Here is a 24,857-nt window from a genome sequence, read left to right on the forward strand (position 1 = left end):
AATGCCTCCTGTATTTATACAGGAGGCATTTTTTTGTTTTTCTTCAATTCAAATATCTCTTATTTTAAAAACCGTATAAATTAGGTAATTAAAATTTTAATATACTAAAGAGAAAAAATCCCAAAAAAAACTAAAATTTATATATTTTCCAAATTAAATATGTAATTAAATGTAAAAGTATAATATAATTATTACTAGTTTCTTACAAAACAATTCACAATCTTTGAAAGGAGGAATGTTGTATAAGTAAATATTTAATCTTGTTAACAATATAGCTTTTATCTTTAGGACACTCTCTATCATCTGTTTTCTGATTATTTAAAAGTTTTAATCAACCACCATAGAGCACCAATCATAACTATAATTTCAAATACAATCAATGCTGTATTAGCTTTCTTTTTTTTGAACTCTTTTAGTAAATTGAGTAAAGCGACTATAAATAAAATTATAAAAAATAAAACCAAAAGTATATTCATTAAGAAACCTCCTGAAATTTCAATATTTTAACTTTATTATACATTAAATTAATACACATAATACCTAAAATTTATATATTTCTAATAGAAGACGAAGGAGAGAAATATGAAAAAATTATGTTTATCTATAATTTTAGTATTTTTATTCATAACTTATTTTCCATATAAGGTTGTTAATGCGACAGAACATCAATATTATACTTTTTTATTAAAAGATGAAAAAAACTTTAGTGATATTAAGAGACTAATAGATAATACCAATGGGAGAATCATTTACGAAGTAAGGGAACTTGGGCTTTTTCAAATAGAAGCTTCGTCAAAAACTGTAGCCCAGATTGCTCAGAGTCCACTAGTTGAAACATATAATCCTTCTTTAAGATTAAAGGAATTAGAAACCGAGAAAAATGTAACCGTTTCAAAAAAACCTGAAGAACGTTCAGCTTGGGATTTACAGTGGGACATGAAACAAATAACTAATAATGGAGAAAGCTACAAATTATTTTCAGGTACTAAAAATGTGACTGTAGGTATCATTGATTCAGGAATAGATGTAAATCATCGAGATTTACAAAACAATATAGTTACAGGATCTAAAAACTTAGTTCCTATGGGCGGATTTCAAGGAGCCGAACCCTATGAAACTGGAGATCCTGATTATTTAAATGATAATTTAGGTCATGGTACGCATGTGGCAGGTCAAATTGCAGCAAATGGTATCGTTAAAGGTGTTGCTCCAGGAATTGGAATAAAATCTTATAGAATTTTTGGTAAAAAATCCTCAGAACTAATTTGGGTTATTAAAGCAATTGTAGAAGCAGCAAAGGACAATAATGATGTTATAAACTTAAGTTTCGGAGAATATCTGGTTAAAGGTGCTAAAGTTATTGATGGAAAAAAACAAACTGGGGATTTAGCAGAGATACAGGCATACCAAAAAGCAATAAATTTTGCGCATAAAAAAGGAAGTGTTATTGTAGCTGCAGCTGGTAATGATGCTCTCAATGTAAAGGATAAAATTCAAATGACAAGCTTTTTACAACAAAAAATGAAGAAAGATAATGTAAATTATATAGGTGAAATATTAGATGTTCCTGCTGCCTTATCTAAGGTAATCACAGTAGCCTCTGTGGGTCCATCCGATGAATTATCTCTTTTTTCTAATTATGGCTTAGGTTTTATAGATATTGCTGCTCCAGGTGGAGATTTTAGGTTGTTAAAGGAAAACAACCTTGATGATTATAACAAATATGGGTTATTTAAGAAGGAACAAATTTTGAGTACATGGCCAGATAATGATTATTTTTTTACTTCTGGTAATTCAATAGCATCTGCGAAGGTCTCGGGAGCATTAGCATTGATTATTGACAAGTATCATTTAAAAAAACAACCTAATAAATCTACTAGATTTCTTTATAAATATGGGGTTAATAAAAGAGGTGATACTAGCTTATACGGAAATGGAACGTTAAATATATATAAAATGTTATCTAAATAAAAAATATTGCAAATATTTTAAAATATGGTAATATATGAAATGTGTTAAAAACAAAAAAAGTAATTGGAGGAATTAAATTGAAAAAAGGTATTATTTTAACAACTACTATGGCGTTAGGTTTATTATCAGCGACTGCAGTGTCGGCAAATTCGGATGTTTCATATACACCTAAAAACATGGAATCAGCTACTGTCGAAAAATCAGGCGACATTGAAGAAAGAAGCTGGGCTCAAATTGGACGATTTGCTGGAGAAGCAGTAGCATGTTGGGGTGTAGGGAAAGCGCTTGATTGGGCTGTTGATAACGTTAAAGAAGGTGCTGCGAGAAACAAAGGAGCAGGTGTAGATACTAGTTATAAATTTGGGATGAGTAAATTAGATAGAGAAAATTTCCAAGAAGCATTCGGAAGATAAAAGTTAATCTGAAGACCATTAAACATTACAAATATAATGTTTAATGGTTTTTTTCTCGAAATAGTTAAAGGAGGTTAATAATGAATATGGTTAAAAAAAACATTGTTTTTACCAGCTGGTTTTTCTTATTGTCTGCAATTTTTATAGTACATTTTACAATCACTTTTTTTATAATGCTCCTGAAACACCAATAAAACAAATGTATTTTTCACAAATTAATAATTATATGAATCCGCTTTTTAAACAAAATTGGAGGCTATTTGCACCTAATCCAATTAGTAGCAACCAACATCTATGGACAAGAGGTGAAATAATAAACGAACAGGGAGAGAAAAGTTTTACGGACTGGGTAAATGTGAGTGAACCTTTAATAACAGCGGTACATAAAAATAGATTTACCCCAATGAGATTAATATCAGCCACAAACTCTTCAGTTATTGGACAAGTAGTAAATAAATATAATAGGGACCCTGAAGAATATAAAAAGGATATTAATATAAGTAAATCTGATTTGAATAAATTACCATCAGATCTTTTAATTCTTCATAGGATCGCCTGTGATGCATTAAAAAAATCTTATCCAGATGCTAAATTTGTAAATGTAGAAAATAGGATAGTGATAAGTAGCTTTAAAGAATTTACTGGAATAAATGATGAAGAAAGTAAAAAAGAGAAAAAAGAAGGAAAAGAAGGAAAAGAAGGAAAAGAAGGAAATGTACTTTATTTAGATATACCAACCTTACCGTATACAAAGGTAGTGTCTTTTTAAAAGGAGGATTGTTTAATGGAGAAATCTGTTAGTTTTTCAGAGAAATTTAATGGTTTTTTGAAATCATTTAGCAATGAACAACACCTTATTGGTGCTAGTTTAGTTAGGATAGGTTTTGGGATACATATATTATATTTTTATGTTCTACAGATATTTCAAAAGGATTTTTTATGGGGAGCCAATGGAGTTTATCCATGGGAGGTTTTTAGCCAGGATATAAAAATAGATAACTTTTCAATTTATTCATTATCTAATTCACCTGTCTATTTTAATATTATATTTTTCACTGGAATTTTAATAGGGGTTTTATATCTTATCGGATATAAAACTAGATTCATTGGAATCTTAAATTTTATATGGATATGGTCACTATATGAAAGAAATCCGTATGCTCTTGATGGAGGAAACAATATATTAATAATTTGTTTATTTTATCTTTTATTTGTAAATACTATTGCATATTTTTCGTATGATGCAATGAAAAGTAACAATGTAGCAAAAGAAAAAAATAATCGTTATTTAGCTTTACTTCATAATTTCGGTGTGCTTGCATGTATTGTACAATTAATGGTCTTATACTTTGCTTCTGGTTTGTTTAAAGTTCAAGGTAAGATGTGGGTACATGGTACAGCACTATACTATGTAACACAAGTCAAAGAATATAGTTTACCAAGCATTGCCCCTTTAATTTATGAAAATCCTATAATTTTTACAGTAGGTACATATGCCACAGTGATCTTTCAGCTAGCTTTTCCTTTTTTAATTTGGAATAAAAGAACAAAGTGGCTAATGGCTATATGTTCTATTATGTTTCATATAATGATAGCGGTATTAATGGGCTTAGTTGCGTTTGGATTAGCAATGATTACAATAGATTTAATATTATTTGATGATAAGTCTTACATTAAATTAAAAGATAAATTAATTAATGTAAATAATAAAATTAAGGATATATTTAATAAACGAATACAAAAACTACAATAAAATACAATGATAAAAAGCCAAAAAATTATAGTACTTTACGACGGGTATTGTCCTATGTGTAAAAACGTTGTTACTAAGTTAAAAAAGGGCGATATATTTAACTTACTTATGTTTAAATCTTTTCGGGAATATTCTAATTCAAAAGCTGAAATTGGAATACCTCTTACAACGTTAGAAAAACGTATGCATTCTAGAAAATTAAAAGAGGAAAAATACGTGTCAGGTATTGATTCAATAATACAAATTTGTAAAAGGGTTCCGATTATGTGGGGAATACTTATCTTTCTGTATTTAGGGAAATTTATGGGTATTGGCCAGCGAACTTATGATTTTATTGCAAAAAGACGTATGATTGTTCCTGTTGGTCATTGTGAAAATAATATATGTGAAAGGAAATTATAAATCAACCCAATAACAAGATATTGTAAAAAAACAAAATATGATATAATTTTCTAGAAATCGTTAAGAAATGCAATATTAATAAAAAATTCTCTTCAAATATTTGAAGAGAATTTTTTATTAAGTTTAGTAGAGGATTTATATTGTGATAATTTATTTTTGACACAGTATATGGTTATATCTAAATTTAATACAATCTAGTTTAGAACTCAAAAAAAAGATGTAACAAAAACTATGTTTATTTTATAAATCAAATAAATAAGATTGAATCCAATTTAAAGTTTTTAAAATTAGGATAATTGAAAGAAAAGAGACGCTTCTTATTTGTCTTCATCTGCGTTAAACGAAGCTTATTAATATAAATTTACTCGTATCATCCCTTGATATATGCATAAACACATCTTATAAAATAGGATTTTCTATTTACACTAAACTGTTAGTACATAGAATATAAGAAACTTTCAGCTCCAATTCGTTATAAGTTAGCTGCTACTTTGTTTTCTTTATATTCTTTCAGTGTTTTATAGAAAGTATATTTCTTTATTTCAAGTAAATCCATAAATTGGACACCTGTTATTTCTCTATTTTTTCACTTTGGAAAAGTTGCTTCTATTTAACACATGAACTAATGGCAGAAAATGAACGGAAAGGTACATATAGCTAATAATGTAGGGCCAATCCACATTGAAAACATATTCAAACCTTTACCTGAACATGGCCATGTTTAAAAAATCAATATAAACTATGTGAATTCTTTCTTCCAAAGAATTCGATATCTACAGAAAGGGATTTAAGGTTATTGTAAGGTAAATGAAAGTTACCTGAAAGAATCTCAGTTTAATATAAAATTATGAATTATCACAGGAGGGATGAAATAATGTTAAAGAAACTGGGAATAGGTTTAGTAACTTCCATAATTTTGTTGAGTACAAATGGTATTGCTGATGCATCTACTAACAGCGTACATGTAAAAAATGAAATGATATCTAAGAGCACAAAAAAGTGCAGTGACTGTTGGCGTGTTGGTCAATCTAGAACAGAAGATGGAGTTGCAGCAAAGTATACAACAATAGATGGAGAAAAAGTTGTCAAATATACAGTACAGGGCAATGGAAAGGTTAGAATGGATGTCATTGGTAAAGGATTTGCTGAAATTAAAGTAACTAGGGAGAATGGGAAAAGTGTATATTATCAGTTTGAGGTAATTTAATTAGTAATCAAATATAGGTTTTCATTTTAGAACGTTGCCTTCCTATAATTAGGAAGGCCTTTATTATTACATAAATAGGATAAAATAATAGTTCGCTAAATTGGCTAGGAACATAACTAAAAATGTCAGAGGAAATTTAGTAAATTGTTTCACATGAATCATCTTCTCTTGTTTGGATTAAAATGTTTACCTTCGTCTAAATACAAGTTATACACGCATATATTGATCTTATAAAGATATATATTACACATAATATTATGTTAAAGGTGGCGAATCGTATCATGAAAGATTTTGTTCTCGAAAAAGAAAACATTATTCGTAAATATGGTGAATGGACCGCTTATGATATTAAATTAACGGATACTCTATATACAAGAGATATTCGACAACCAAATCCTGCATTAAAAAAAATTGTGACAATGATTCAAGATATCACACAATGTGATTTTAAAAATCTTCGAATCTTAGATTTAGCTTGTTTAGAGGGGCATTACGCTATTGAGTTTGCTATGCAAGGAGCAACTGTTGTAGGGATAGAAGGAAGAGAATCAAACATACAAAAAGCTATATTTGCTAAAGATTTATTAAGTTTGGAAAACTTAACCTTTTATCAAGATGATGTAAGAAATTTAAGTGCTGAAAAATATGGTCAATTTGATATTGTTTTATGCTCTGGTATTTTATATCATTTAGACTGCCCAGATGTATTCCCCTTTTTAGAAAAAGTGTATGAAGTATGCAAAAGGTTTGTAATAATTGATACTCATATCACTTGTACTCCTAATGTATCAGTACTTTATAAAAATTATGAATATAAGGGACACACAATGCTAGAACACTCTGCTAACTCATCAATAGAAGAACGTTTAAAATCAAAATGGGCATCATTAGATAACGTTACTAGTTTTTGGATGACAAAATCCTCTCTATACAATTTTTTAACGCGAACAGGTTTCTCTTCTATAAATGAATCCAGAAGTTTAGTTCAAGAAGATAGGATCACTGTTGTAGCTTTTAAGAAATATCCAATAGAAATTAAAAGCTCTCCTGAAACAGAAAAATACATTGAACCCGATTATTTAGAATGCTAAAAACAACACTTTTAAGTTTAATAGTCTAATCACTCAGTATGAGTTAACACTATATGTCATTCAAGCTAAAAACTTAAAGTATCCCTAAACAAAATTATTAATTTTTTAAAAGCTATTTATATAAATGCAACCCGTTGTTTCTGTTTTGGGGGCACTATAAAGTTTTAGCTTTATAGTGATGGGATAGCACCGCATTGCTATCAACTTAAAGAAATACTTCCTAAAACAAAAAATGAAAACAATAATAAAAAAGCTTATCATTACGTGTTAAAGGATAAGCTTTTTTATTTTAGTGTAATTAGAAGTTTTGAAATTCTTTTACTACTTTCATAATAAACTTAAAGATGCTCTTTTCAACCTTGTAAAATTAACCCTTCATTATTTAAAAGCTGTAATATACCAAATAGCAACAACATTTCCATTTTTATCGAGTACTCTGCCTTCAGCTGCTCCTTCTTCATATGCTGTTACTACACCAGTTTTAGGGTTGACATAAATTTTATTTTCACTAAATAAGACATATTTGTATTGATTTCCGCTTGGCGTCATTGACCAAGGTTTCCCCACTTTAATGTGTATAAATTCACCTTGCACATCAGATACTTGATAAACCGATTTTGTTGATTCTGGATTGTTTACTGCAGCGTGAGTTTTAGTAGTAGCAAAAGTTCCTAAACCTCCAATTCCAATGGTAGCTGCTAACGCAATTCCAACAAGTTTTTTCATGTGATAATGCCTCCTTTTTTAATTCATATCTGTATATTAAACGGTTAGTCTTTCATGTCACTTTCATTTATCTTACAATAACCTTAAATAGATTTTTGAAAATTCCGACTGATGCGAGGGAGAGTATGAAAAAAATATATTAATTGTTGATGATGACAAAGATATTATTGATCTTTTAAAGCTTTTTTTAGAAATGGAAAATTTTTTTGTTGTAGAGGCTTCAAATGGTGAAGTTGCCTTAAAGTGTCTAGAAGAAAATCATATTGATTTAGCTATTGTTGATATTATGATGCCTAAAATGGATGGTTACCAATTAATCAAAAAAATTCGTGAGACGTTACAATTTCCAATACTTATATTGTCAGCCAAATCTCAAGAAGTAGATAAAATTATAGGTTTAGGGATTGGAGCAGATGACTTCATTACAAAGCCATTTAGTGCTTTAGAAATTATAGCTAGAGTTCAAGCTCATCTTAGAAGGTCCTATGAATTTAATGATAGGGCTGTAGAAGGTAAGGAGAAGCAAATTCATATGGGTGATTTAGTATTAGATCATCATTCTTGTACACTCTATAAATCAAGCGAATCCATTTCTCTCAGTGCTACGGAATATAAAATCTTAACACTTTTTATGGAAGAACCAGGGAGAATATTTACTAAAAAACAAATTTTTGAAAATGTATGGTCGGATTATTACTGTGCAGATGATAATACGATTATGGTTCATATTAGTAGACTGCGAGAGAAATTAGAGGATTCTCCTAAGAATCCAGTTTATATAAAAACGATACGGGGACTTGGGTATAGATTTGCTAGGAAGGAAGAACTTTATGAAAAATAAAGTTTTATATATCTTAATTAAAAATTACGTTATATTTGCACTAGCAATAGGTTTCACGGTGATAACCTTATTTATATTTTTGATGTACCAAACAGAAAAGCAACTAGGAGAGCTAAATAATTTAAAAGCAAGTGAAGTAGTGCGTGAAAACTTTAAAACTATTAATTCAGAATCAATAGAATCATTTGGTGGTTGGGTAGAAATTCTTAATGAAAATTTACAAGTTATCTATACCAAAGGGGAAAAGAAGGATAAGCTTTTATCATATTCACAAAGAGAATTTACTACTTTATTTTTTGATAATGATCAACTTCCTTATTATTCATCTGTAGCAACATTTGTAACGAAAAAAGGTGAAACATTATATTGCCTTGTTAAGGTTCCTAAAAAAGCAATAAAGTATGAATATACGTTTTCTGATAAAAATGAGGAATACGTATATGTTTTTTATAAGATATTACTTTCTACAATCGTTTTATTTTTTGTATTTTTCTCTATGAATGTATATATATTTAGTAGGCAAATTGCTAGGAAAATAACCAGGCCATTGGATAAACTAGCAACTGGATTTGAGGAAATTGCTAGTGGGAAATATGATAAAAGGTTAAACTATGAAACATATTTTGAGTTAATGCAAATACAGGATTCGTTTAATGTTATGTCGGAAAAACTCGATAAAATAGAGAAAGAGAAGAAGAGGTTGGAAGAAACCAAGCAGAAGATGCTTGTAGATTTGTCTCATGATTTAAGGACACCAATTACAACCGTTCAAGGTTATGTTGAAGCATTACAACTAGGGATCATTACAGAAAAAGGTGAAAGAGAAAGAACTTTGAATGTAATATATAATAAGATTCGAATCATTGCGGTATTAACTGAAGATATTTTTGAACTGTCTAAATTAGAGCATTCTGATTATCCTTTTGAAGTACATCCAACTGATGTATCTGAGTTTATTCGTGAATTGCTTGTAGAATATTATGATTTATTTCAAGCGAAGCGCTTAATCCTTCAATATCAAATACCCTCTAAAGAAATGATTGCTCCAATTAACAACAGGTTACTATACCGTGCTATCTCTAATATAATATCTAATGCTCTACAGTATAATACGGCAGGTACGACCGTGTTTGTATCGTTAATTGAGGATGAAAGCAAAGTATATATAAACATTATAGATAATGGAATTGGAATACCTGAGGATATGAAACAAAGTATTTTTGATGCATTTGTTCGAGTAGATGATTCTCGAGAAAATAATGGGGGATCAGGTCTTGGATTAACTATTGCTAAGCATATAGTAGAAAAACATGGAGGGAGCATAAATTTAGATAGTACAAAGAAAAAAACACATTTCTGTATTTCTTTACCTAAATGCAGTGTGTAAATACCTTATGAAAAGTGTTAGTAAGTTAAATGGTTGAATAAAGAGAAAACGCACGATTTAGTTCCTTTAATTTTAACTCTGGTTCATATAAAATTGTATAAACATAGCAATTTAAAACTGCTCTTCTTTTTGTTAAACTTCGTGACTTTATCGGAAATCTATATTAGTATTTCTGCATATGAAGTAGGCATAAAAGGAGATACCATATGAAAATAACAAAAATAACATGTAATATGATGTTTAGTTTAATACTATTAACATCATGTGATATATCGGATAAAGAAATTGAACAAAAAGCTCAAAGTTATACAAAATCGCAGTATGGTTTTTCTATTAAACTAAATGAAGTTGAAATACCGGGGAATTATAAAGATTTACTGGGGCCAGATGTACGGATAGCTCATGTACAGCAAGTAAATGAACCGTATTTGCAGTTTCAGCTAGCTTTGGATGGACGAATCTCTCCAAAAGTAGATAGTGATAATTATAAAATCAAAAAAGAAGCGAATGATGTAAAAGAAAAGTTCAATACATATTATGTTGGAAAAGAGAATAACGATATATTTACGTTTGAACAAATGTATATGGGAAATATTGTTTTTGATAAAAAAGAAGAAGCAGAAAAAGAAAAGAAAAATGTAAAGAAATACGTTACGGCAGTTTTTAGAAGTAATATATTTTTGGATGTAAACAATCCTGTGCATATGGAAAAATTAGCAGAGCTGGCAAGAAGTATTCAAGAATTTAATAAGATAAATGGAAATAATAAGAGTAGTGTGGAAGAGATAACGATTCAGTTGCCAAATGCGGATAAGGAGCTATTACAGAGCATTGCAGTAGATTATATATTAACAGCTGATGATGCAAAAAAAGCTCTTGAGAGAAAAGAGCATTATATGGAAGCTTTACTGCTTACAAAATAAAAAAGGGGCTCATTTCGATTTCTTGTTTTATCATTTTAGTCAAGGTGGTTCTTTTAAAACCTCGTATAGGTAATCAGTACGATAAAATGGGAGACATTAGTCATATTTAAAAATTAAAAAAGTCCCTTAGTCATGTTAAAGGGAACTTGCTCACGCAAATGATCTGTAAATCAATTCATTTTTGATATACAGATCATTTGTATGATAATTTTTATAAATAATTGCTAAATAGTGAATTTACATAAATGCCTTTAGAAGTTCTTGAATTAATGGGATTGTTCCACCTAGAAATTTTAAAACTGCCATTGCGATTTCCATATTATTTGCTCCCCTTTTTTCGTATTAAGATTTGGTGAATCTTTATAACTTTATTATAGTAAGCGTTTACAATTATAACAATACATTTATGTATGCAATATTGCATATTTATACATTAGGCCTCTATTAGCCATTTTTTAATGTTACCATAGCAAGGTGAGAGTCTATAAGGGTTGTCCTTAATAGGAGGAAATATGGAAAGAGTGCAAGCGATTTACAGTAATCAAAAATTTAAGAGTTGGGTTAAACAGGTATTAGCTGTAGGAGGAGTAATAGGGTGCTGCTATTTGGTGTTATATGTTTTCTGTTTCTTAGTTATTACGTAAATATTATACAACTAAACTAGTAGAGTCTTGCCTAGAGAGGTAAGGCTCTTTTATTGTAGTACCGGGAGATGAGCAAACTACATACAATATCTCTCAGGTTTTTCAGATCACTTTGTATGGTTCCTTGTTTAGAACACTAATTCCTATCATTGAAAACAGAATTCTATTGATAAAAAATATGTTATTACTAGATACATATTAAAAAGACAAGCATAAATTATATTAGATTTTGGCAAAGTCTTTTTGACTTGGAAAAGGATTTAAATCTTACTTATAGATTTGATCGCTTTTTATATACTATAATCCTTATATTTCTATGTAAATATAATACAGTAATAATGATTTAAAAGCAAGAATTTTAGTAGCGGTTCGTTCACACATCCATCAACTTAAGATTTTAAAGTAGCCCTTAAACAAAAAAATTCTTTTTTTAATTGATTGATAGTAAACAAGAAAGGTTAGCAAATCAACAACTAAGAGATTTCTTCAGGTAAGCTAATAAGGAGTTATTACAGAACATTGCAGTAGATTTTGCATTAACGGCTAAGGATGCAAAAAAGGCCCTTGAAAGAAAAGGGGAATATATGAAAGCTCTACAGCTTACAAGGTGAAAAAGAAACTCATTTTAAAACTGTTTTTAACATTTTATCATTTTAGCCAAGAAGACTCCTTCCTCAAGGAGCGTGAAGGGTCACAGTCCAGTGAGTAGGTGGGAGATGAATTGGCCTCGAACAAGAGATGGCAGGAAGCCATCTTAATTGTAAAATCTTTTATATTCCTGCAAGTACAATTCCTGTTAAATAAAAAATTTTTAAGTTAATGGATGTGGAGTCTCGCCACATAATAAAAAGGTAGGAATATATTTAATATATTCCTACCTTTGATTTTATTGAGTTTAGCATCTATGATCTAAATATCACAGAAGGTAGTTTTCTTTTATACTTCTATATCTTTCCCTTCTGCTACCAATGTATCTCGCCACAACACAAGTAGTTTTCTAAATTCAGAGGTCTCAATTTTACATTGGTTATTTGGAGCACTCATAAATAAGTTAATAGCACTGGTGTAATTAGGTTCAATGTAGACTGCTGCTACGTTCCCTTCTATTTCATATTGCGGAACTTTTTGGTCTACTACTTTATCTAAAATTTGTATATACTCATCTGCTTCATCATCTAAAATATCTTCCAAGAAATGAGAAATTATAGAAATTTCTTTTGGCAAACGTATTCTTAATCCGCCAAGTCCATCACGATAAAATTCGTATGTATATTTCATTTTTTGCCTCCTAGTATAAACAGGATATGCTGTTATTATCTCATTATTTTGTATAATCATTTCTACTTTAAATCCGTGGGATGTTTGTCCTACATATCTAACTGTATCGACTTGAATCTTATTATCGTATGCTTCTTTGATAGAATCAAGTACCTGTACTCTATCCCAATCCTTAGGGAAAAATGAAGAAAGCGCGTTTTTTGTTTCACCGTCTACTTTTACTTTTGCTCTATATACTCCCGCAGAATTTGGTGCATGGGTAATTCTAACTATTTCTCCTCCACCCATCATACTTTCATGGTGATATCCAACAGCTTTTAGTCCCCACCATTTTTGTTTTAGTTCCCCATGAAAAAGGTGCTCCATAAGTGATGAATCAAAACTATACGGAACATTGCCACCATTAGTTCTGCTACTATTAATTCTTCCACTACTAGCAAATTGATAGGTAGAGAGTTTTTCTTCAGCTTGTTTAAAGTCTGGTGTGTCAAATCTAGATCGCAAACCATCTCCACCAGCAAAAGCAAATCGATCTTTTAATGGTAAGTGGCTTGAAATATAAGGTGTATCACCTGAAAATTTCGTTAACTTTACAGAGTCTCCAAGGGAAGTTACTTTTCCAATTTGGCCTGCTCCTTTATCTCCAATCCATCCTAAACCAAACTCCATAAAAATATTTGTTCCTCATTGCACCCATACCTGCTAGTGGCATAACTTGCTTTGTAACTTCAGTATTTGTTCTGATTCGGTCAATCTCTTCAATTTGTTCTAATAGTTCTAGTTCAACTACATCTGTTGAAGCGATCCTTAATTGAAATTCGGTATGAAAAGCTTCATTCTTATCATTAAGAGCTATCAATTCCTTACTAGAAATATTTGATACATTGAAATATTCTTACATGGTATAATTTTCTTGATGATTTTGGAACTAGAAGGGGTTTAAATGATGGGAAACTTTCAAAGTAATTTTCAAACGGCTACACAAATTGCTACACAAATGAAAAATGCATCGGATACAATTCAAGGTGCGACAAATCGTTCTATAACAAAGGCGAGCCGTACTACACTATCTGTTAATGCTCAGGCGCAAGAAGCGAATCAACAAATGCTAGATTTGACTAGACAATTTTGTGGGGCCTTTCAACAAGCAATTGATAATATTCATTTAGTAGCTAAGGATTTTGAAAGAATGGATAACGAACTACAAAAGACATTTCGCTAATGTGGCAACCTACGGTAAAGGGAGAAGGGTAGGAAGAATAAGATGAGTCAAGATGTGGAAAAGCAAATAAATGAACTTAATCATGAATTACGGATAGTATTTGAAAAACAGGATCGAAATCAAACAGAGATTCAAATCCAGGGACAAGCAGAAATGGACTTTCACGAATTGAGAAATCAAAAAACCCGTTTATTTAATAGGGTTTTAGAAACATGGCATGGTGATAAAGATGTTTCTCATTTTTTTATGAATAAGCTTCAAGAGTCGCAACATATTGAGCGGAAATTAACATTGGAATTGGAAAATCAAAAAGAAACATTACTTAAAGAAAGACGCAATCTTATTGATTTAGAAACCGACCTTATCTATCGGCAACAGCGATTAAAAAGGGAGGATAAAGCATGAGTTTAAATATGTATTTAGGGGAAGTACAAAATCAAACCCAAAGCATGAATGCTGTATGTGTCGCTACTATCCAAGCTATGGAGCAAGCAATCCAATCAATTGATACCTTTGCAACTGATACAGTTTTACAAGGGCAAACATATAGTAGTGCAAAAATATTTTTTGTCCAAACTTTTCGTCCTTTAGCACAAGGTATCATTTATTTATGTGAAGAATTAATCCGTCAAAATGATGCATTTCCAAGCGATTTTCAATCACAAGTTGCTTCCACAGATGTCATTGAACAAGAAATAAGAGAGCAAATTCAAGAAATTAATCGAATGATCTCAAGTATAGAATCGATTAGTATTGCTACAGTGTTGCCTGGAATAGATGCTATGGTTATTGTTTTAGTGGAGATGAGAAAAAAACTGCAAGAAAAATTAGAGCATCTATATGAATTTAACTATACGTCCAGTAATAACTACAACACAGCTCTTCAACTAGTGGCTAGTATTACTGCCGGCCTTGCTGAAGTCCAAAGTGGAAAAGGCTTTAGTCCTGTAAGTGGTACGTTTAGTACACAAGGATTAAATATGGATTGGACCATTTCGATCCAAGAAATTGCTGATGAAAGAAAACGTCAAGTTGATAATCTTTTAAAGGAAGGATCAATGGAAGAGGAAGCGGTGTGCAAGAAACCTCCTGAAAAATCTACTTCTGAAAAAATTATAGATGGTATTTTAGAAGGTACGGGTCAAGCAGTTGAAGATACAATAGATGGTGTTGTGGCACTTGGTAAATGGGAAACATGGGAGAACATGGGGTACGCTGTTACGCATTTAAATGAAACCTTACCTGCTATGTGGAACACATTATCAGATTCGTTTATTAATGATGTAATAAATGGAGACGCTGAAAGTCGTGCTAAGTGGGGAAGTTATGCTTTTACACAAATTGGACTTGGACTTATTGGTGATAAGGGGATAAGTAAAGTCACTACATTAGCAAAAGGAGCAAAATTCTCTACAGGAATGTCTTCTTTCGTAAATAAATTGCCACTGACGGATCGGTTGGCATTTGCAGGTGCAAGTGGATTTGGAAGCAATCAAATAAAAACATTTGAAGTTTTACGCAAAGCTCGTGAAACATTTATGTTTTCCAAAACTAGTGCAAGAAGTAAAGTTAAAGATGTTCAAGAAGTAATTCAGGAATATGCAGATAAGGTTCTTGATAGAGTAGAGGTGAAAAACGAATATCCTGATTCTTATACAGCATCTCAAAAATTACGTGCAGAACTTAAAGATGCAGGAGTTGACACACCTCCATATCCTAATGCGGCACATCACATAGTACCTTGGAATGATATTAGGGCTGTGGAAGCTCAGGAATTATTACAAGAGATAGGGATAAGTTATGATGCTGCGGTCAATGGGGTGTTTTTACCATATAAAATAAATGATTATGTAACTACTGAAGTTTTACATATAGGTAGCCACTCAAAAGAGTATATAAGAGAAGTAACAGAAAGGTTGAATTCTGTTATAGAAATGGGTGGTACTCAAGCTGATATAGCTGAAGTGTTACATGGGATAAGAAGAGATTTATTAGAGGGTAATTTGCGATTAAATGAACCCAAGAAATAACTATATAAATGGCAATAATAAAGGAGAATATATATGAAGATTTGGCAATTAAAAAGCTCGACTGATGATTATGAAACCTTTCAATTATTGAACTATGAAGAGGATAAAAAATATTTTAAAACTGGTTTTAATTCTATGGTAAGTTTGTCAGATTCGTGGACGCCTAAGTTTATTGAGGTAACAGATGAAGGGAAATCAAGCGATTCTCCTATTTTTTGGGGAAAGTCTGGTGTACAAATAATTAGTGAAAAAGCCAAGAATGTTTTAGAACCTATGGTAGGAGATAATATTGAATTTTTACCATTAATTCATAAACAAACAAACAAAAAATACTATGCTATGCATGTTTTAAGGGTGTTGGAAGCACTTGATACTAATAAAACAATCTTTGATAAGTTAAGTTCAGGTTTAATAATAGGATGTAAAAAATTTGTATTTATTCCTTATGTTGTCCAGCACGAACCGATTTTTAAATTGAATATAAATGGGAAGGTACATCCTAACTATCTTTTAGTATCAGATCAATTCAAAAATGCAATTTTAGACAGTGAATTAGAAGGTTTTCAATTTACTGAAGTGTGGGATTCAGAAGAGGGTGCGTAAAGAAATTTAATCTAATTTAATTAGATTAGTAATGTGAATCCATATCTAATAGAGTAAAAAATAAGAAGCTTATGCACTTGTATAAGCTTTTTATTATGAATAAGTATAGAAAGTGATGGTAATTTATATTCAAGATATATTTTAGAATCACAAAGTAAATAGTAGTAACCGATTTTTTGTTACGTAATATTCTATTTTACTTTAGAAGATAAAAGAATAGTTAAGGGGAATAAGCATGAAAATATGGGTATTAAAGAGTGTATTAGATAACTATGAGTCTTTCCAGTTATTAAATTTTGAAGAAGACCACAAAAAATATATTGATGGAAAAATAAATTCGATAACTCATTTAACAAATTCATGGGGAAAAATATATATAGAGTGTATTGAAGGAGATAATCATAGTGATTTACCTAAATTTTGGGGAGGAACTGGTACACCAATGATTAGTGAAAAAGCCAAGCAAGTACTTGAACCTTTAATTGGTGATAATGTTGAATTTTTACCACTCTTACGCAATTCAACTAGTGAGGTATATTACTTGGTCCACGTGTTGAATGTACTAGATGCAATTGATGGAGATAAAGCAATCTTTAAAAAACTGATTACAGGCCTTATAGTAGGCTGTGAAAAGTTCGCATTTGATTTTAATATAGTTCAAAATGAAATGATTTTTAAAGTTTACATAAATGGAAAAATTCATCCGACGGTTGTCTTTATTTCAGACGAGTTGAAGGCTCTTATTGAACAAAGTGAATTAAAAGGTTTTGAATTTATTGAAGTATGGGATTCGGAAGAGGGTGCCTAAATAATCTAATTTAATTAGATACCCCTATATCTAATATAGCAAGAAATAAAAAGCTTATGCAATTGTATAAGCTTTTTATTATAAATAAGTAAAGGTTCAGAAACAACAACATATTACTCAGTAGTAAAGGAGAATCGTTATATTGTCTACACCCTATCCTTGAAATATTTAGCGAAGTTTTCTTTCATTACATTCTTTATCATTCTACTTGTCATTTTTTTAAACTTAATAGAAAGTCCCCTAGTTGCTTCTTATAGAATAACATACACCATTCTTATTTCTAGTATATAACTATAATAGAATGCAACTGTATCACTTAAGATAAAAATGAAAGTTTAAGGTAATAATTTTTTAATCGGATGATGAGAATTCAAGTGAAAGGGGAGAGTGATTTCTTTATCGATTGAATTATTTGATTTTTTATTCAATTCATTTTATTATATAAACATGACTAAAAGATGTTTTTAGTCGGATTTTTTTACGGAAAACCGACTGATATTTGATTTTAGTCGGTTTCTATACTATTTGAGAGAAGGTAGACACTATGTGTGGAATTGCAGGGTGGATAGACTGGTCTAAAGACCTGTCTCATGAACAAGTGAAGTGCACCCCAATTGTTAGACACAGTCTAACAATTGGAGGTGCATTTTTTATGGCTAAATTTTCTTCAAAAGAAAAAATCCAAGCGGTGAAACGATATTTAGATGGTACAGAAAGTGGAAAAACAATTGCTAAATCTATAGGAGTTAACCCTAGCGTACTTCGTGAGTGGATTAGACGATATGAGTCTTCAGGTGAAAAGGCCTTTGAAAAGTGCTATACATTCTACCCAGCCCAGTATAAACTAGATGTACTTTATTATATGAATGAACACGGGACATCTATCAGAGAAACAGCGGCACTTTTCAATATACCGTCTTATGAAACACTTCGGAAATGGAAAATAGCTTATGAAACAGGAGGATTGGATGCCCTACAATCAAAGAAAAAGGGGCGTCCAACCATGAAAGTTAAAAAAATAAAGCCAGTAGATGAAGGATCAATCGAAGCCTTACAAGCGGAAAATGAGCGTTTACGTATGGAAAATGCATATTTAAAAAAGTTGAATGCCTTAGTTCAAAACAAAGAAAAATCACCAAACAAGACAAAGCGCAAGTAATCTACGAGTTAAGGCATGAATTTCCTATCAAGGAGTTACTTCAACTCGCAAACATTCCACGTAGTACGTACTATTACTGGATGAAACGTTTTAATCGTCCTGATCCAAATGCGGAGGTAAAAGAACTGATTCAAGCTATTTATAATGAACACGATGGGTGTTATGGTTATCGTCGTATTCGTGATGAACTTATGAATCGTGGACACAAAGTAAATCATAAAAAAGTGTATCGCCTTATGAAAGAATTAGGGTTAAAATGTCTGGTTCGTATGAAAAAATACCGCTCTTACAAAGGGACAGTTGGGAAAATTGCGCCAAATATTTTAAATCGCAACTTCCAAGCTGAAAAACCAAATGAAAAGTGGGTTACAGATATTACGGAGTTTAAGTTATTTGGGGAGAAGTTATACCTATCACCAATGTTGGATTTATTTAATGGTGAAATTATCACGTATACAATTGGTTCAAGACCGACCTATTCCCTTGTTTCAACGATGTTGGACCAAGCCCTTTATTGTGTAACCAATCCGGATAAACTCCTCATTCACTCTGATCAAGGTTGGCACTATCAAATGAAACAATACCGTCATTCTCTTAAGAATTGTGGCATAACTCAAAGTATGTCTCGCAAAGGAAACTGTTATGACAATGCCGTTATTGAAAATTTCTTCGGTATCATGAAATCGGAATTTCTGTATCGAAAAGAATTTGAAAGTATAACACATTTCAAACAAGAATTAGCAAAGTATATAGAATACTATAATCATAAAAGAATTAAGGCAAAATTAAAGGGTATGAGCCCAGTACAATACCGGGCTCATGCCCTAGAGGCTGCCTAATGAAACGACCTGTCTAACTTTCGGGGGTCACTTCATTAAAGGAGTCGGCTTTTTTTATTAGGATGTTTAGAATTTACTTTTAGATAATGCCTTAAGTATTGGATTTATGATTTTACTCAGTAAATGAAATGAGTTAAATATAGAGCGTACAAACTTCATGAAGATGTACCTCCTAAAATAAAGGACATATCTTATTCCTTTATTTCTTTTATTGCGTTTAGTGAATCGTTAAAGTATGCCAAACCATCCATTACAGATTGTTCATACCCTTTAACCTTTTCTTTATCCCTTTCGTCTAAACCTGAAAACATGCCGTCTATTGCCTTTTGATATACTATTAAGGAATCTATCAGTCCGATTTGTAAATCTGTGTACTCCTGAGGTGGGTGAAGGGATTTTATCTTGTCAGCCTGTACTTGTACTCTATCATACTGCGCTTTTAATTCGTCTTTATTTGTCAATAGTGTTTTATCTTTTTCAATTATTGGTTTCGTTGCGCGTAATTCAGATTCAAACTTATTAGCAAGTTTATACACTGTCTCTTGATACTCTTTTATAGTACTGAATCTCGTATTGTCTTCTATCTTGTCTTCCTTTTTAATTACATCTTTCTCTTTGCTTGCTTCTTTTTTACTAGCTTCTTCATCTTGTATTTTCTTCTCTAACTCGTCTTTCTCTTTACTTATTTTTTCTTTACTAGCTTTTTCATCTTGTATCTTCTTTTCTAACTCGTCCTTCTCTTTATGTAGTTTATCTACTTCTTCATTTAACGATTTTATAACATCCTTATCAGATCTTGTTTCAGTTTTCTTTTCTGACTCTGCTACTTGTAAGCTATCAGTTTTCTTTTCTTTTTCTATGTCATTATTTGAACAACCTATCCCTGATAACATGATTGGGAGTGCTATACATATTAGTTTCTTGTTCTTCATTTCTCCTACTCCTTTAATTCTTATTTAATAGATTCACTCTATACTCTATTGTTTACGTCTTTATCCTGCTTACTTGTTTTCTTAGCGTTTCCTTGCTTTCATAACTACTTCACTTTCTAATTCCATCATTTCAAATGTATCACCGTTAAAGGATTTTATCTTGAATTCCGCATATGGTGGTAAGTCTATACCTTCTTTCTCTGAACCATGCTCTATAAACTTCTTATACGTGAAAGTCATTATTTTCTTAATCCCATCGTACTTCCATTCACCCAACATATGAGTTTGTTTACGCTCTTCTTTGTCTTCACTCTCATACATTAAGAATGTACCATCTTTCTTTAAGTCAAAACCTAAATTAAATTCACCATTTCTATATGTACCCCAATCAGCGACTAACTCTTTACCGTTTGCGGAGATATTAACAGTTCCTTCATTAGCGTCTTTTATTTCTTTCTGTTTCTTATCCATTACTTTCTGTTGTACTCCAGGGAATTCTTTTTCAAAATCTTCGAATGATGTTTCCCACATTTCAGGTCCAGAGTCTATATCACGCATACCTTTTTCTACAACTTCTTTTAGTCTTGCAGTACTAATACCACCAACCATAAACTTTCTAACATCTTCTTCTACTCGGTTTAAGCCTTCTCTACTATCTTTTATACCCGATTTTATAACATACTCATGGAATTCTTCATGCTTCTTAGGTGGTGTTTAGTGCAAAATGAAAGTAGTGCATTATGCAAAATAAAAGGTTAACAGGCTGATAAATAAAAAATCATTGTCAGCACCCCTCTCGTTCCACTAACCTTCTAATTGTGAGAAAAGACAGTTAGAAGGAGGAGAAAGGATGCTTACAATGATTCAACAACATCATATCAAATATTTACACCAGTATAAAGGGATGTCTCTACGAGCCATTTCAAAAGAAACAGGGCATAGTTTTCAAACTGTGCAAAAATATGCGTATCTGGAGAACCCAAATACCGTTCCAACCTCAAGAAAAGTACACGGAAGCAAATTAGATCCTTACAAAGTACAAATTGATCAATGGTTAAAAGAAGATAAAAAGGTTCCAGTAAAGCAAAGACATACCGGAGCTCGTGTCTACAAACGCTTGATTGAAATATATGGTGGAGACCTCTCTGTTTCTATACGGACTGTTCAATATTATGTATCTCGGAAAAAGAAAGAATTGTATCAGAGTTGTGAAGGTTATCTCCCCTTACAGCATTCACCTGGAGAAGCGCAAGCAGATTTTGGCCATCTTGTTTATCTAGATGAAAAAGGAATAGAAACAAAAGGTTCCTATCTAGCGGTTTCCTTTCCTTATAGCAATGCCAGTTATGTACAAGTGTTGCCAGCACAAAACCAAGAATGTCTCTTACAGGGATTAAAGCAAATATTTGAATACACCGCAGGTGTACCTCATCAAATTTGGTTTGATAATTTATCAGCGGCAGTAACAAGTATTCCAAAAAAGGGAGAACGTATACTGACAGAACAATTTCAAAAGTTTTCATGTCATTATAATTTTCAACATGTATTTTGTAATCCAAACAGTGGCCATGAGAAAGGTCATGTAGAAAATAAAGTCGGTTATATACGTCGTAATTTTTTTGTTCCGATACCATCTATTCCAGATTTAGAAGCATATAATCAGGAATTATTACAACGTTGTGATCATGATATGAATCGCCGACATTATCGTAAAAAAGAACATATCGATAAGTTGTTTCAGGTAGATCACCAAGCTTTTATCCCTTTACCACAGGTAGCGTTTGATGTTCACCGTTTACAAAAAGCGAAAGCTGATAAATACGGGAAAGTTCGCTATGCAAAAAACATTTATTCTACCGCACCTGAATTTGCTCAAAGAGAAGTATGGCTCAAAGTTACTTATAAGCAAATTGAAATTTTAAATGAGAACTATCAAAAAATTGTAAGCCATCCACGTTTGTATGGAGAAGGATTAGAATCAATGAAGTGGATTCCTTATTTGAAATTAATGGTACAGCGTCCTAAGTCCATTCAAAATTTAGCTTTTTATGAAGAATTACCACATCCATGGAAAGAATATTTAACGCAAACAGCAGAGAAAAAGCGTGCAATACATGTATTATCTCAGATGATACATGAAGATGGAGATGCATCGATAGCGACAGAAGCGTTAATTCAAACACTACAAGGTGGTTGTCAAGATTCTGATAGCATTTTAACAACTTGGTATCGGTTAAATGGAAAATTACCAAAATGTGTGGATGTACCAGTTCCATCGGAACTTGAACAAAAAGTAGTATTTGAAATAGACTTTAAACGCTATGACAAACTCATGGTGGATGACGCTACATGAAAAATTCAATTGAATTCTATTGCCGAGAATTAAAGTTAGGAACCCGTATAGTGGAACAATATCCTTCTATTCAAGCAGCTACACATCAAGAGTTTTTGGAGAAACTGTTAGCTCTAGAAGTACAGCACAGGCAAATTAAGAAAAAGAATAGGTTGTTAAAACAAGCAAAATTCGATGTGATAAAGACATTTGAAAATTATAGTTTTACTGAAGTGGAACTACCAAAACAATTAAGTGTAGAAGACCTTAAATCGACTGATTTTACAACACGAAAAGAAAACCTTGTATTATATGGTGGGGTAGGAACAGGTAAGACACATTTAGCTACCGCTATAGGTGTAGAAGCTTGTAATCAAGGGAAAAGTGTAAAGTTTTATCGAACAGCTGCATTAGTAAACGAATTAATTGAAGCAAAAAATGCAGGTAAGCTATATAAAATGATGAATCAAATAGAAAAAACAGAGGTTTTAATCTGTGATGAATGGGGATATATACCGGTAAGCCAAGAAGGAGCGCAGCTCCTCTTCCAAGTCATTGCCAGTTGTTATGAAAAACAAAGTATTATTATCACAACAAATTTAGAGTTTAGTAAATGGAATAGTATTTTCCACGATGAACGATTAACAACTGCCATAATAGATCGTTTGGTTCATCATAGTTATTTGTTAACATTTTCAGGGGAAAGTTATCGATTAAAACATTCTTATATGAATTTATAAAATGAGTTGGGGTGCTAACAAAAAAAATTGCATTTCGCACAACTTTTTAGTTGCAGAACACAGGTGGGTTTACAGCTTCTAACTCATTTAGTACCAGTCTTGTATCTGTGATCGCATCTATAGTAGGTTTTGTAAGTTCTCCACCATCATCAAACATTGTTTTAATTTCTTTATCTAGTCGATCTAATTCTTGTTGTAAGTCCAGACGTAACTCAAATAAACGAGTGACATATTCTTTTTCTGATAGTTTCTTTGTACTTACGTCTTTCTTACCTACCGTATCTGTAGGATACCCCTCAACATTATCTATATCCTTCTTAGATTTGCCTGTATCGGATTTCTCTTCTTTACTATAGGAGTCTAATTGGATTTCTTCTTTCGGCTTAGACTTCTTTTTCGCTTCTTCTTGTTCAGACTTGATTGTTGCTAATGCACCTCTTAGTTGTTGCTCAATTTGTTCATCACTATAGTGCATTCTATTCATATCTTCTATTAATTTATCAGCTTTAAAATGCTTATCTACCAGTTTATACTCTGATTGCGTTAGTCCGTATGTTTCAGTAGTACAGCCTGCCATTAACATAACAGGTAAAGCTAGCGTTATTAGTTTCTTTGCTTTCATTATGTATACTCCTTTTTGAAAGAATTGTAATTAATTAACATATGAAACCATAACATAAATTACGTAAATAAGATATATAAATATTTCATCTTTTATTGATAAGGTAGCGGTGAATGATTCACCGCAATATAAAGTGAAAAACTCAAAAATTAGTGTCTTCTATATTACAGCTAATTGAACATATGTAGAGGTACCATAAAATAAAAAAGCCCTTCTCGAATGAGAGGGCTTTGCTATTTTATAAATCAAATTGAACTTGTTGACCATCAGTAATCGTATCATACGACTTTTGCTGGTATGTTGAACTTGTAATGAATTTGACATTAGTAATATCTTTTGGATCTCCATTAAAGAACAAACCTAGGACACGTTCTTGTTTAACTTTCCCAAAGTAATCAAAGGAAGTGCTTTTTTCTGTAATGAAATTACGATTTGCTTCTAATTGTTCGCCATTACTTAGCACTATCTTATCAAAATTAGAGAAGCTAATATTCTCATCTGAGGTATTTTCCACAGTATAAATAACTTGAATATAATGTAGTTTTCCATCGTTAGTAGGTGTAGCTTGATAGACTTCTTTAGCCGCATTTAACGTTTGTTCTGAAAGGTCAGATAGTTCAAATAGCTTGATGTTTTGAACAGTCATTTTAATTGGAGCTACATCAATAGTTTGATTAATTTCTTTAATTTTCATAAGCTCAATAACTCCGCCCTGAGCATTGTATTTTTGCTTTTCTCCAACTTTAGTTAGCAATGTTTTTTCATTAGTTTTCGAATTGCTTTCTTTAATACCTTTTTGGTCTGAGGCAGTAGGCGCACTCTTTTCTTCTGTTTTTTCTTCTGAGCCACAAGCCACAAGTGCTAGGGAGAAAAATACAGAGACAAGTAATAATAGATACTTTTTCAAATTAGTTCCTCCTAAAATATATTGCGA

26 protein-coding genes and 3 pseudogenes are annotated in these 24,857 nt (G+C 31.5%); 19 read left to right on the top strand and 10 right to left on the bottom strand.

Going from position 1 to position 24,857, the window contains the following annotated elements; translation table 11 throughout:
• Positions 1–314: 314 nt before the first annotated feature.
• On the bottom strand, positions 315–476 hold the full coding sequence (locus tag QCI79_RS28440) for a hypothetical protein (RefSeq protein WP_021728549.1): 162 nt from the start codon (positions 474–476) through the stop codon (positions 315–317).
• A gap of 106 nt (positions 477–582) precedes the next feature.
• On the opposite strand from QCI79_RS28440, the gene QCI79_RS28445 reads away from it, so the two are divergent.
• The 7 genes from QCI79_RS28445 to QCI79_RS28480 all read left to right on the top strand — a co-directional run bounded on the left by QCI79_RS28445 (position 583) and on the right by QCI79_RS28480 (position 6,837).
• The gene (locus QCI79_RS28445) at positions 583–1,971 is read left to right on the top strand and encodes a S8 family peptidase (RefSeq protein WP_021728548.1); all 1,389 of its coding nucleotides are present in this window, start codon (positions 583–585) and stop codon (positions 1,969–1,971) included.
• Between the two features lie 77 nt (positions 1,972–2,048).
• Positions 2,049–2,384, top strand: coding sequence for a hypothetical protein (locus QCI79_RS28450; protein ID WP_023901209.1), 336 nt, complete (start codon positions 2,049–2,051; stop codon positions 2,382–2,384).
• Between the two features lie 226 nt (positions 2,385–2,610).
• Positions 2,611–3,153 (top strand): DUF5819 family protein, encoded by a 543-nt coding sequence (locus QCI79_RS28455; RefSeq protein WP_021728545.1) that lies wholly within the window; start codon positions 2,611–2,613, stop codon positions 3,151–3,153.
• Positions 3,154–3,168: 15 nt separating this feature from the next.
• Positions 3,169–4,137: an HTTM domain-containing protein gene (locus QCI79_RS28460; RefSeq protein ID WP_023901211.1), complete on the top strand. Its 969-nt coding sequence runs from the start codon at positions 3,169–3,171 to the stop codon at positions 4,135–4,137.
• Positions 4,138–4,143: 6 nt separating this feature from the next.
• The gene (locus tag QCI79_RS28465) at positions 4,144–4,539 is read left to right on the top strand and encodes a thiol-disulfide oxidoreductase DCC family protein (RefSeq protein WP_228220160.1); all 396 of its coding nucleotides are present in this window, start codon (positions 4,144–4,146) and stop codon (positions 4,537–4,539) included.
• A gap of 874 nt (positions 4,540–5,413) precedes the next feature.
• Positions 5,414–5,746, top strand: a complete 333-nt coding sequence (locus tag QCI79_RS28475) for a hypothetical protein (protein WP_021728544.1) — start codon at positions 5,414–5,416, stop codon at positions 5,744–5,746.
• A gap of 281 nt (positions 5,747–6,027) precedes the next feature.
• Positions 6,028–6,837, top strand: coding sequence for a class I SAM-dependent methyltransferase (locus tag QCI79_RS28480; protein ID WP_000651401.1), 810 nt, complete (start codon positions 6,028–6,030; stop codon positions 6,835–6,837).
• Positions 6,838–7,215: 378 nt separating this feature from the next.
• Here the strand turns inward: QCI79_RS28480 and QCI79_RS28485 are convergent, their stop codons facing one another.
• Entirely contained in the window at positions 7,216–7,563 is a 348-nt protein-coding gene (locus QCI79_RS28485; protein ID WP_021728543.1) for a hypothetical protein, read from the bottom strand.
• A 136-nt stretch (positions 7,564–7,699) separates the two neighbouring features.
• Between QCI79_RS28485 and QCI79_RS28490 the strand changes: the two genes are divergently transcribed.
• The 3 genes from QCI79_RS28490 to QCI79_RS28500 all read left to right on the top strand — a co-directional run bounded on the left by QCI79_RS28490 (position 7,700) and on the right by QCI79_RS28500 (position 10,714).
• On the top strand, positions 7,700–8,404 hold the full coding sequence (locus tag QCI79_RS28490; protein ID WP_031303277.1) for a response regulator transcription factor: 705 nt from the start codon (positions 7,700–7,702) through the stop codon (positions 8,402–8,404).
• Positions 8,394–9,791 (top strand): sensor histidine kinase, encoded by a 1,398-nt coding sequence (locus QCI79_RS28495; protein ID WP_021728541.1) that lies wholly within the window; start codon positions 8,394–8,396, stop codon positions 9,789–9,791. Before QCI79_RS28490 ends, QCI79_RS28495 begins: the two co-directional genes overlap by 11 nt.
• A 206-nt stretch (positions 9,792–9,997) precedes the next feature.
• The gene (locus QCI79_RS28500; protein WP_021728540.1) at positions 9,998–10,714 is read left to right on the top strand and encodes a hypothetical protein; all 717 of its coding nucleotides are present in this window, start codon (positions 9,998–10,000) and stop codon (positions 10,712–10,714) included.
• A 237-nt stretch (positions 10,715–10,951) separates the two neighbouring features.
• On the opposite strand, the pseudogene QCI79_RS28505 reads toward QCI79_RS28500, so the two are convergent.
• A pseudogene (locus QCI79_RS28505) lies at positions 10,952–11,138 on the bottom strand (hypothetical protein).
• Between the two features lie 88 nt (positions 11,139–11,226).
• Between QCI79_RS28505 and QCI79_RS28510 the strand changes: the two are divergent.
• Positions 11,227–11,358 carry a hypothetical protein gene (locus QCI79_RS28510; protein ID WP_000442766.1) on the top strand — a complete coding sequence of 44 codons (132 nt, stop codon included), beginning with the start codon at positions 11,227–11,229 and terminating at the stop codon, positions 11,356–11,358.
• A gap of 936 nt (positions 11,359–12,294) precedes the next feature.
• Here QCI79_RS28510 and QCI79_RS28515 read toward each other — a convergent pair.
• The 3 genes and pseudogenes from QCI79_RS28515 to QCI79_RS28525 form a co-directional block, all read right to left on the bottom strand.
• Complete coding sequence (locus QCI79_RS28515; RefSeq protein ID WP_031303279.1) at positions 12,295–12,636, bottom strand: hypothetical protein; 342 nt, start codon at positions 12,634–12,636, stop codon at positions 12,295–12,297.
• A 6-nt stretch (positions 12,637–12,642) separates the two neighbouring features.
• Positions 12,643–13,320, bottom strand: a pseudogene (locus tag QCI79_RS28520) (EndoU domain-containing protein); the annotation flags it as partial.
• Positions 13,274–13,495: a hypothetical protein gene (locus QCI79_RS28525; RefSeq protein WP_021728537.1), complete on the bottom strand. Its 222-nt coding sequence runs from the start codon at positions 13,493–13,495 to the stop codon at positions 13,274–13,276. The pseudogene QCI79_RS28520 and the gene QCI79_RS28525, both read right to left, overlap by 47 nt.
• A gap of 84 nt (positions 13,496–13,579) precedes the next feature.
• Here QCI79_RS28525 and QCI79_RS28530 point away from each other — a divergent pair, with 84 nt between their 5' ends.
• From QCI79_RS28530 to QCI79_RS28555, 6 genes are all read left to right on the top strand, one after another.
• A complete protein-coding gene (locus tag QCI79_RS28530) occupies positions 13,580–13,858 on the top strand; it encodes a TIGR04197 family type VII secretion effector (RefSeq protein ID WP_000971917.1) in 279 nt (92 codons plus the stop codon).
• Between the two features lie 42 nt (positions 13,859–13,900).
• Positions 13,901–14,263, top strand: coding sequence for a DUF3958 family protein (locus QCI79_RS28535; RefSeq protein ID WP_021728535.1), 363 nt, complete (start codon positions 13,901–13,903; stop codon positions 14,261–14,263).
• Positions 14,260–15,888 (top strand): AHH domain-containing protein, encoded by a 1,629-nt coding sequence (locus tag QCI79_RS28540; protein ID WP_021728534.1) that lies wholly within the window; start codon positions 14,260–14,262, stop codon positions 15,886–15,888. The genes QCI79_RS28535 and QCI79_RS28540 overlap by 4 nt, the downstream gene beginning before the upstream one ends.
• Positions 15,889–15,921: 33 nt before the next feature.
• A complete protein-coding gene (locus tag QCI79_RS28545; RefSeq protein WP_021728533.1) occupies positions 15,922–16,491 on the top strand; it encodes an imm11 family protein in 570 nt (189 codons plus the stop codon).
• Positions 16,492–16,726: 235 nt separating this feature from the next.
• Positions 16,727–17,299, top strand: a complete 573-nt coding sequence (locus QCI79_RS28550; RefSeq protein ID WP_021728532.1) for an imm11 family protein — start codon at positions 16,727–16,729, stop codon at positions 17,297–17,299.
• A gap of 652 nt (positions 17,300–17,951) precedes the next feature.
• Positions 17,952–19,297 (top strand): IS3-like element ISBth10 family transposase gene (locus QCI79_RS28555; RefSeq protein ID WP_209291797.1). Its coding sequence is split into 2 segments (ribosomal slippage): positions 17,952–18,393 and positions 18,393–19,297, totalling 1,347 coding nucleotides; the frame shifts between segments, so codons are not numbered across the junction.
• Between the two features lie 191 nt (positions 19,298–19,488).
• Here the strand turns inward: QCI79_RS28555 and QCI79_RS28560 are convergent.
• Together QCI79_RS28560 and QCI79_RS28565 are read right to left on the bottom strand one after the other, a co-directional pair.
• Positions 19,489–20,229: a DUF7018 domain-containing (lipo)protein gene (locus QCI79_RS28560; RefSeq protein WP_021728824.1), complete on the bottom strand. Its 741-nt coding sequence runs from the start codon at positions 20,227–20,229 to the stop codon at positions 19,489–19,491.
• Between the two features lie 81 nt (positions 20,230–20,310).
• On the bottom strand, positions 20,311–20,838 hold the full coding sequence (locus tag QCI79_RS28565; RefSeq protein ID WP_021728823.1) for a DUF3994 domain-containing protein: 528 nt from the start codon (positions 20,836–20,838) through the stop codon (positions 20,311–20,313).
• 241 nt (positions 20,839–21,079) lie between these two features.
• Between QCI79_RS28565 and istA the strand changes: the two genes are divergently transcribed.
• Positions 21,080–22,582: an IS21 family transposase gene (istA, locus tag QCI79_RS28570; protein ID WP_021727481.1), complete on the top strand. Its 1,503-nt coding sequence runs from the start codon at positions 21,080–21,082 to the stop codon at positions 22,580–22,582.
• Positions 22,579–23,301, top strand: coding sequence for an IS21-like element helper ATPase IstB (istB, locus tag QCI79_RS28575; RefSeq protein WP_021727480.1), 723 nt, complete (start codon positions 22,579–22,581; stop codon positions 23,299–23,301). The genes istA and istB overlap by 4 nt, the downstream gene beginning before the upstream one ends.
• A 61-nt stretch (positions 23,302–23,362) precedes the next feature.
• On the opposite strand, the pseudogene QCI79_RS28580 reads toward istB, so the two are convergent.
• Positions 23,363–23,923 (bottom strand): annotated as a pseudogene (locus QCI79_RS28580) (DUF3994 domain-containing protein); the annotation flags it as partial.
• A gap of 238 nt (positions 23,924–24,161) precedes the next feature.
• Positions 24,162–24,830: a hypothetical protein gene (locus QCI79_RS28585; protein ID WP_021728600.1), complete on the bottom strand. Its 669-nt coding sequence runs from the start codon at positions 24,828–24,830 to the stop codon at positions 24,162–24,164.
• Between the last annotated feature and the right edge of the window lie 27 nt (positions 24,831–24,857).

Source organism: Bacillus cereus group sp. MG1 (assembly GCF_040460035.1).
Lineage (GTDB): Bacteria > Bacillota > Bacilli > Bacillales > Bacillaceae_G > Bacillus_A > Bacillus_A cereus.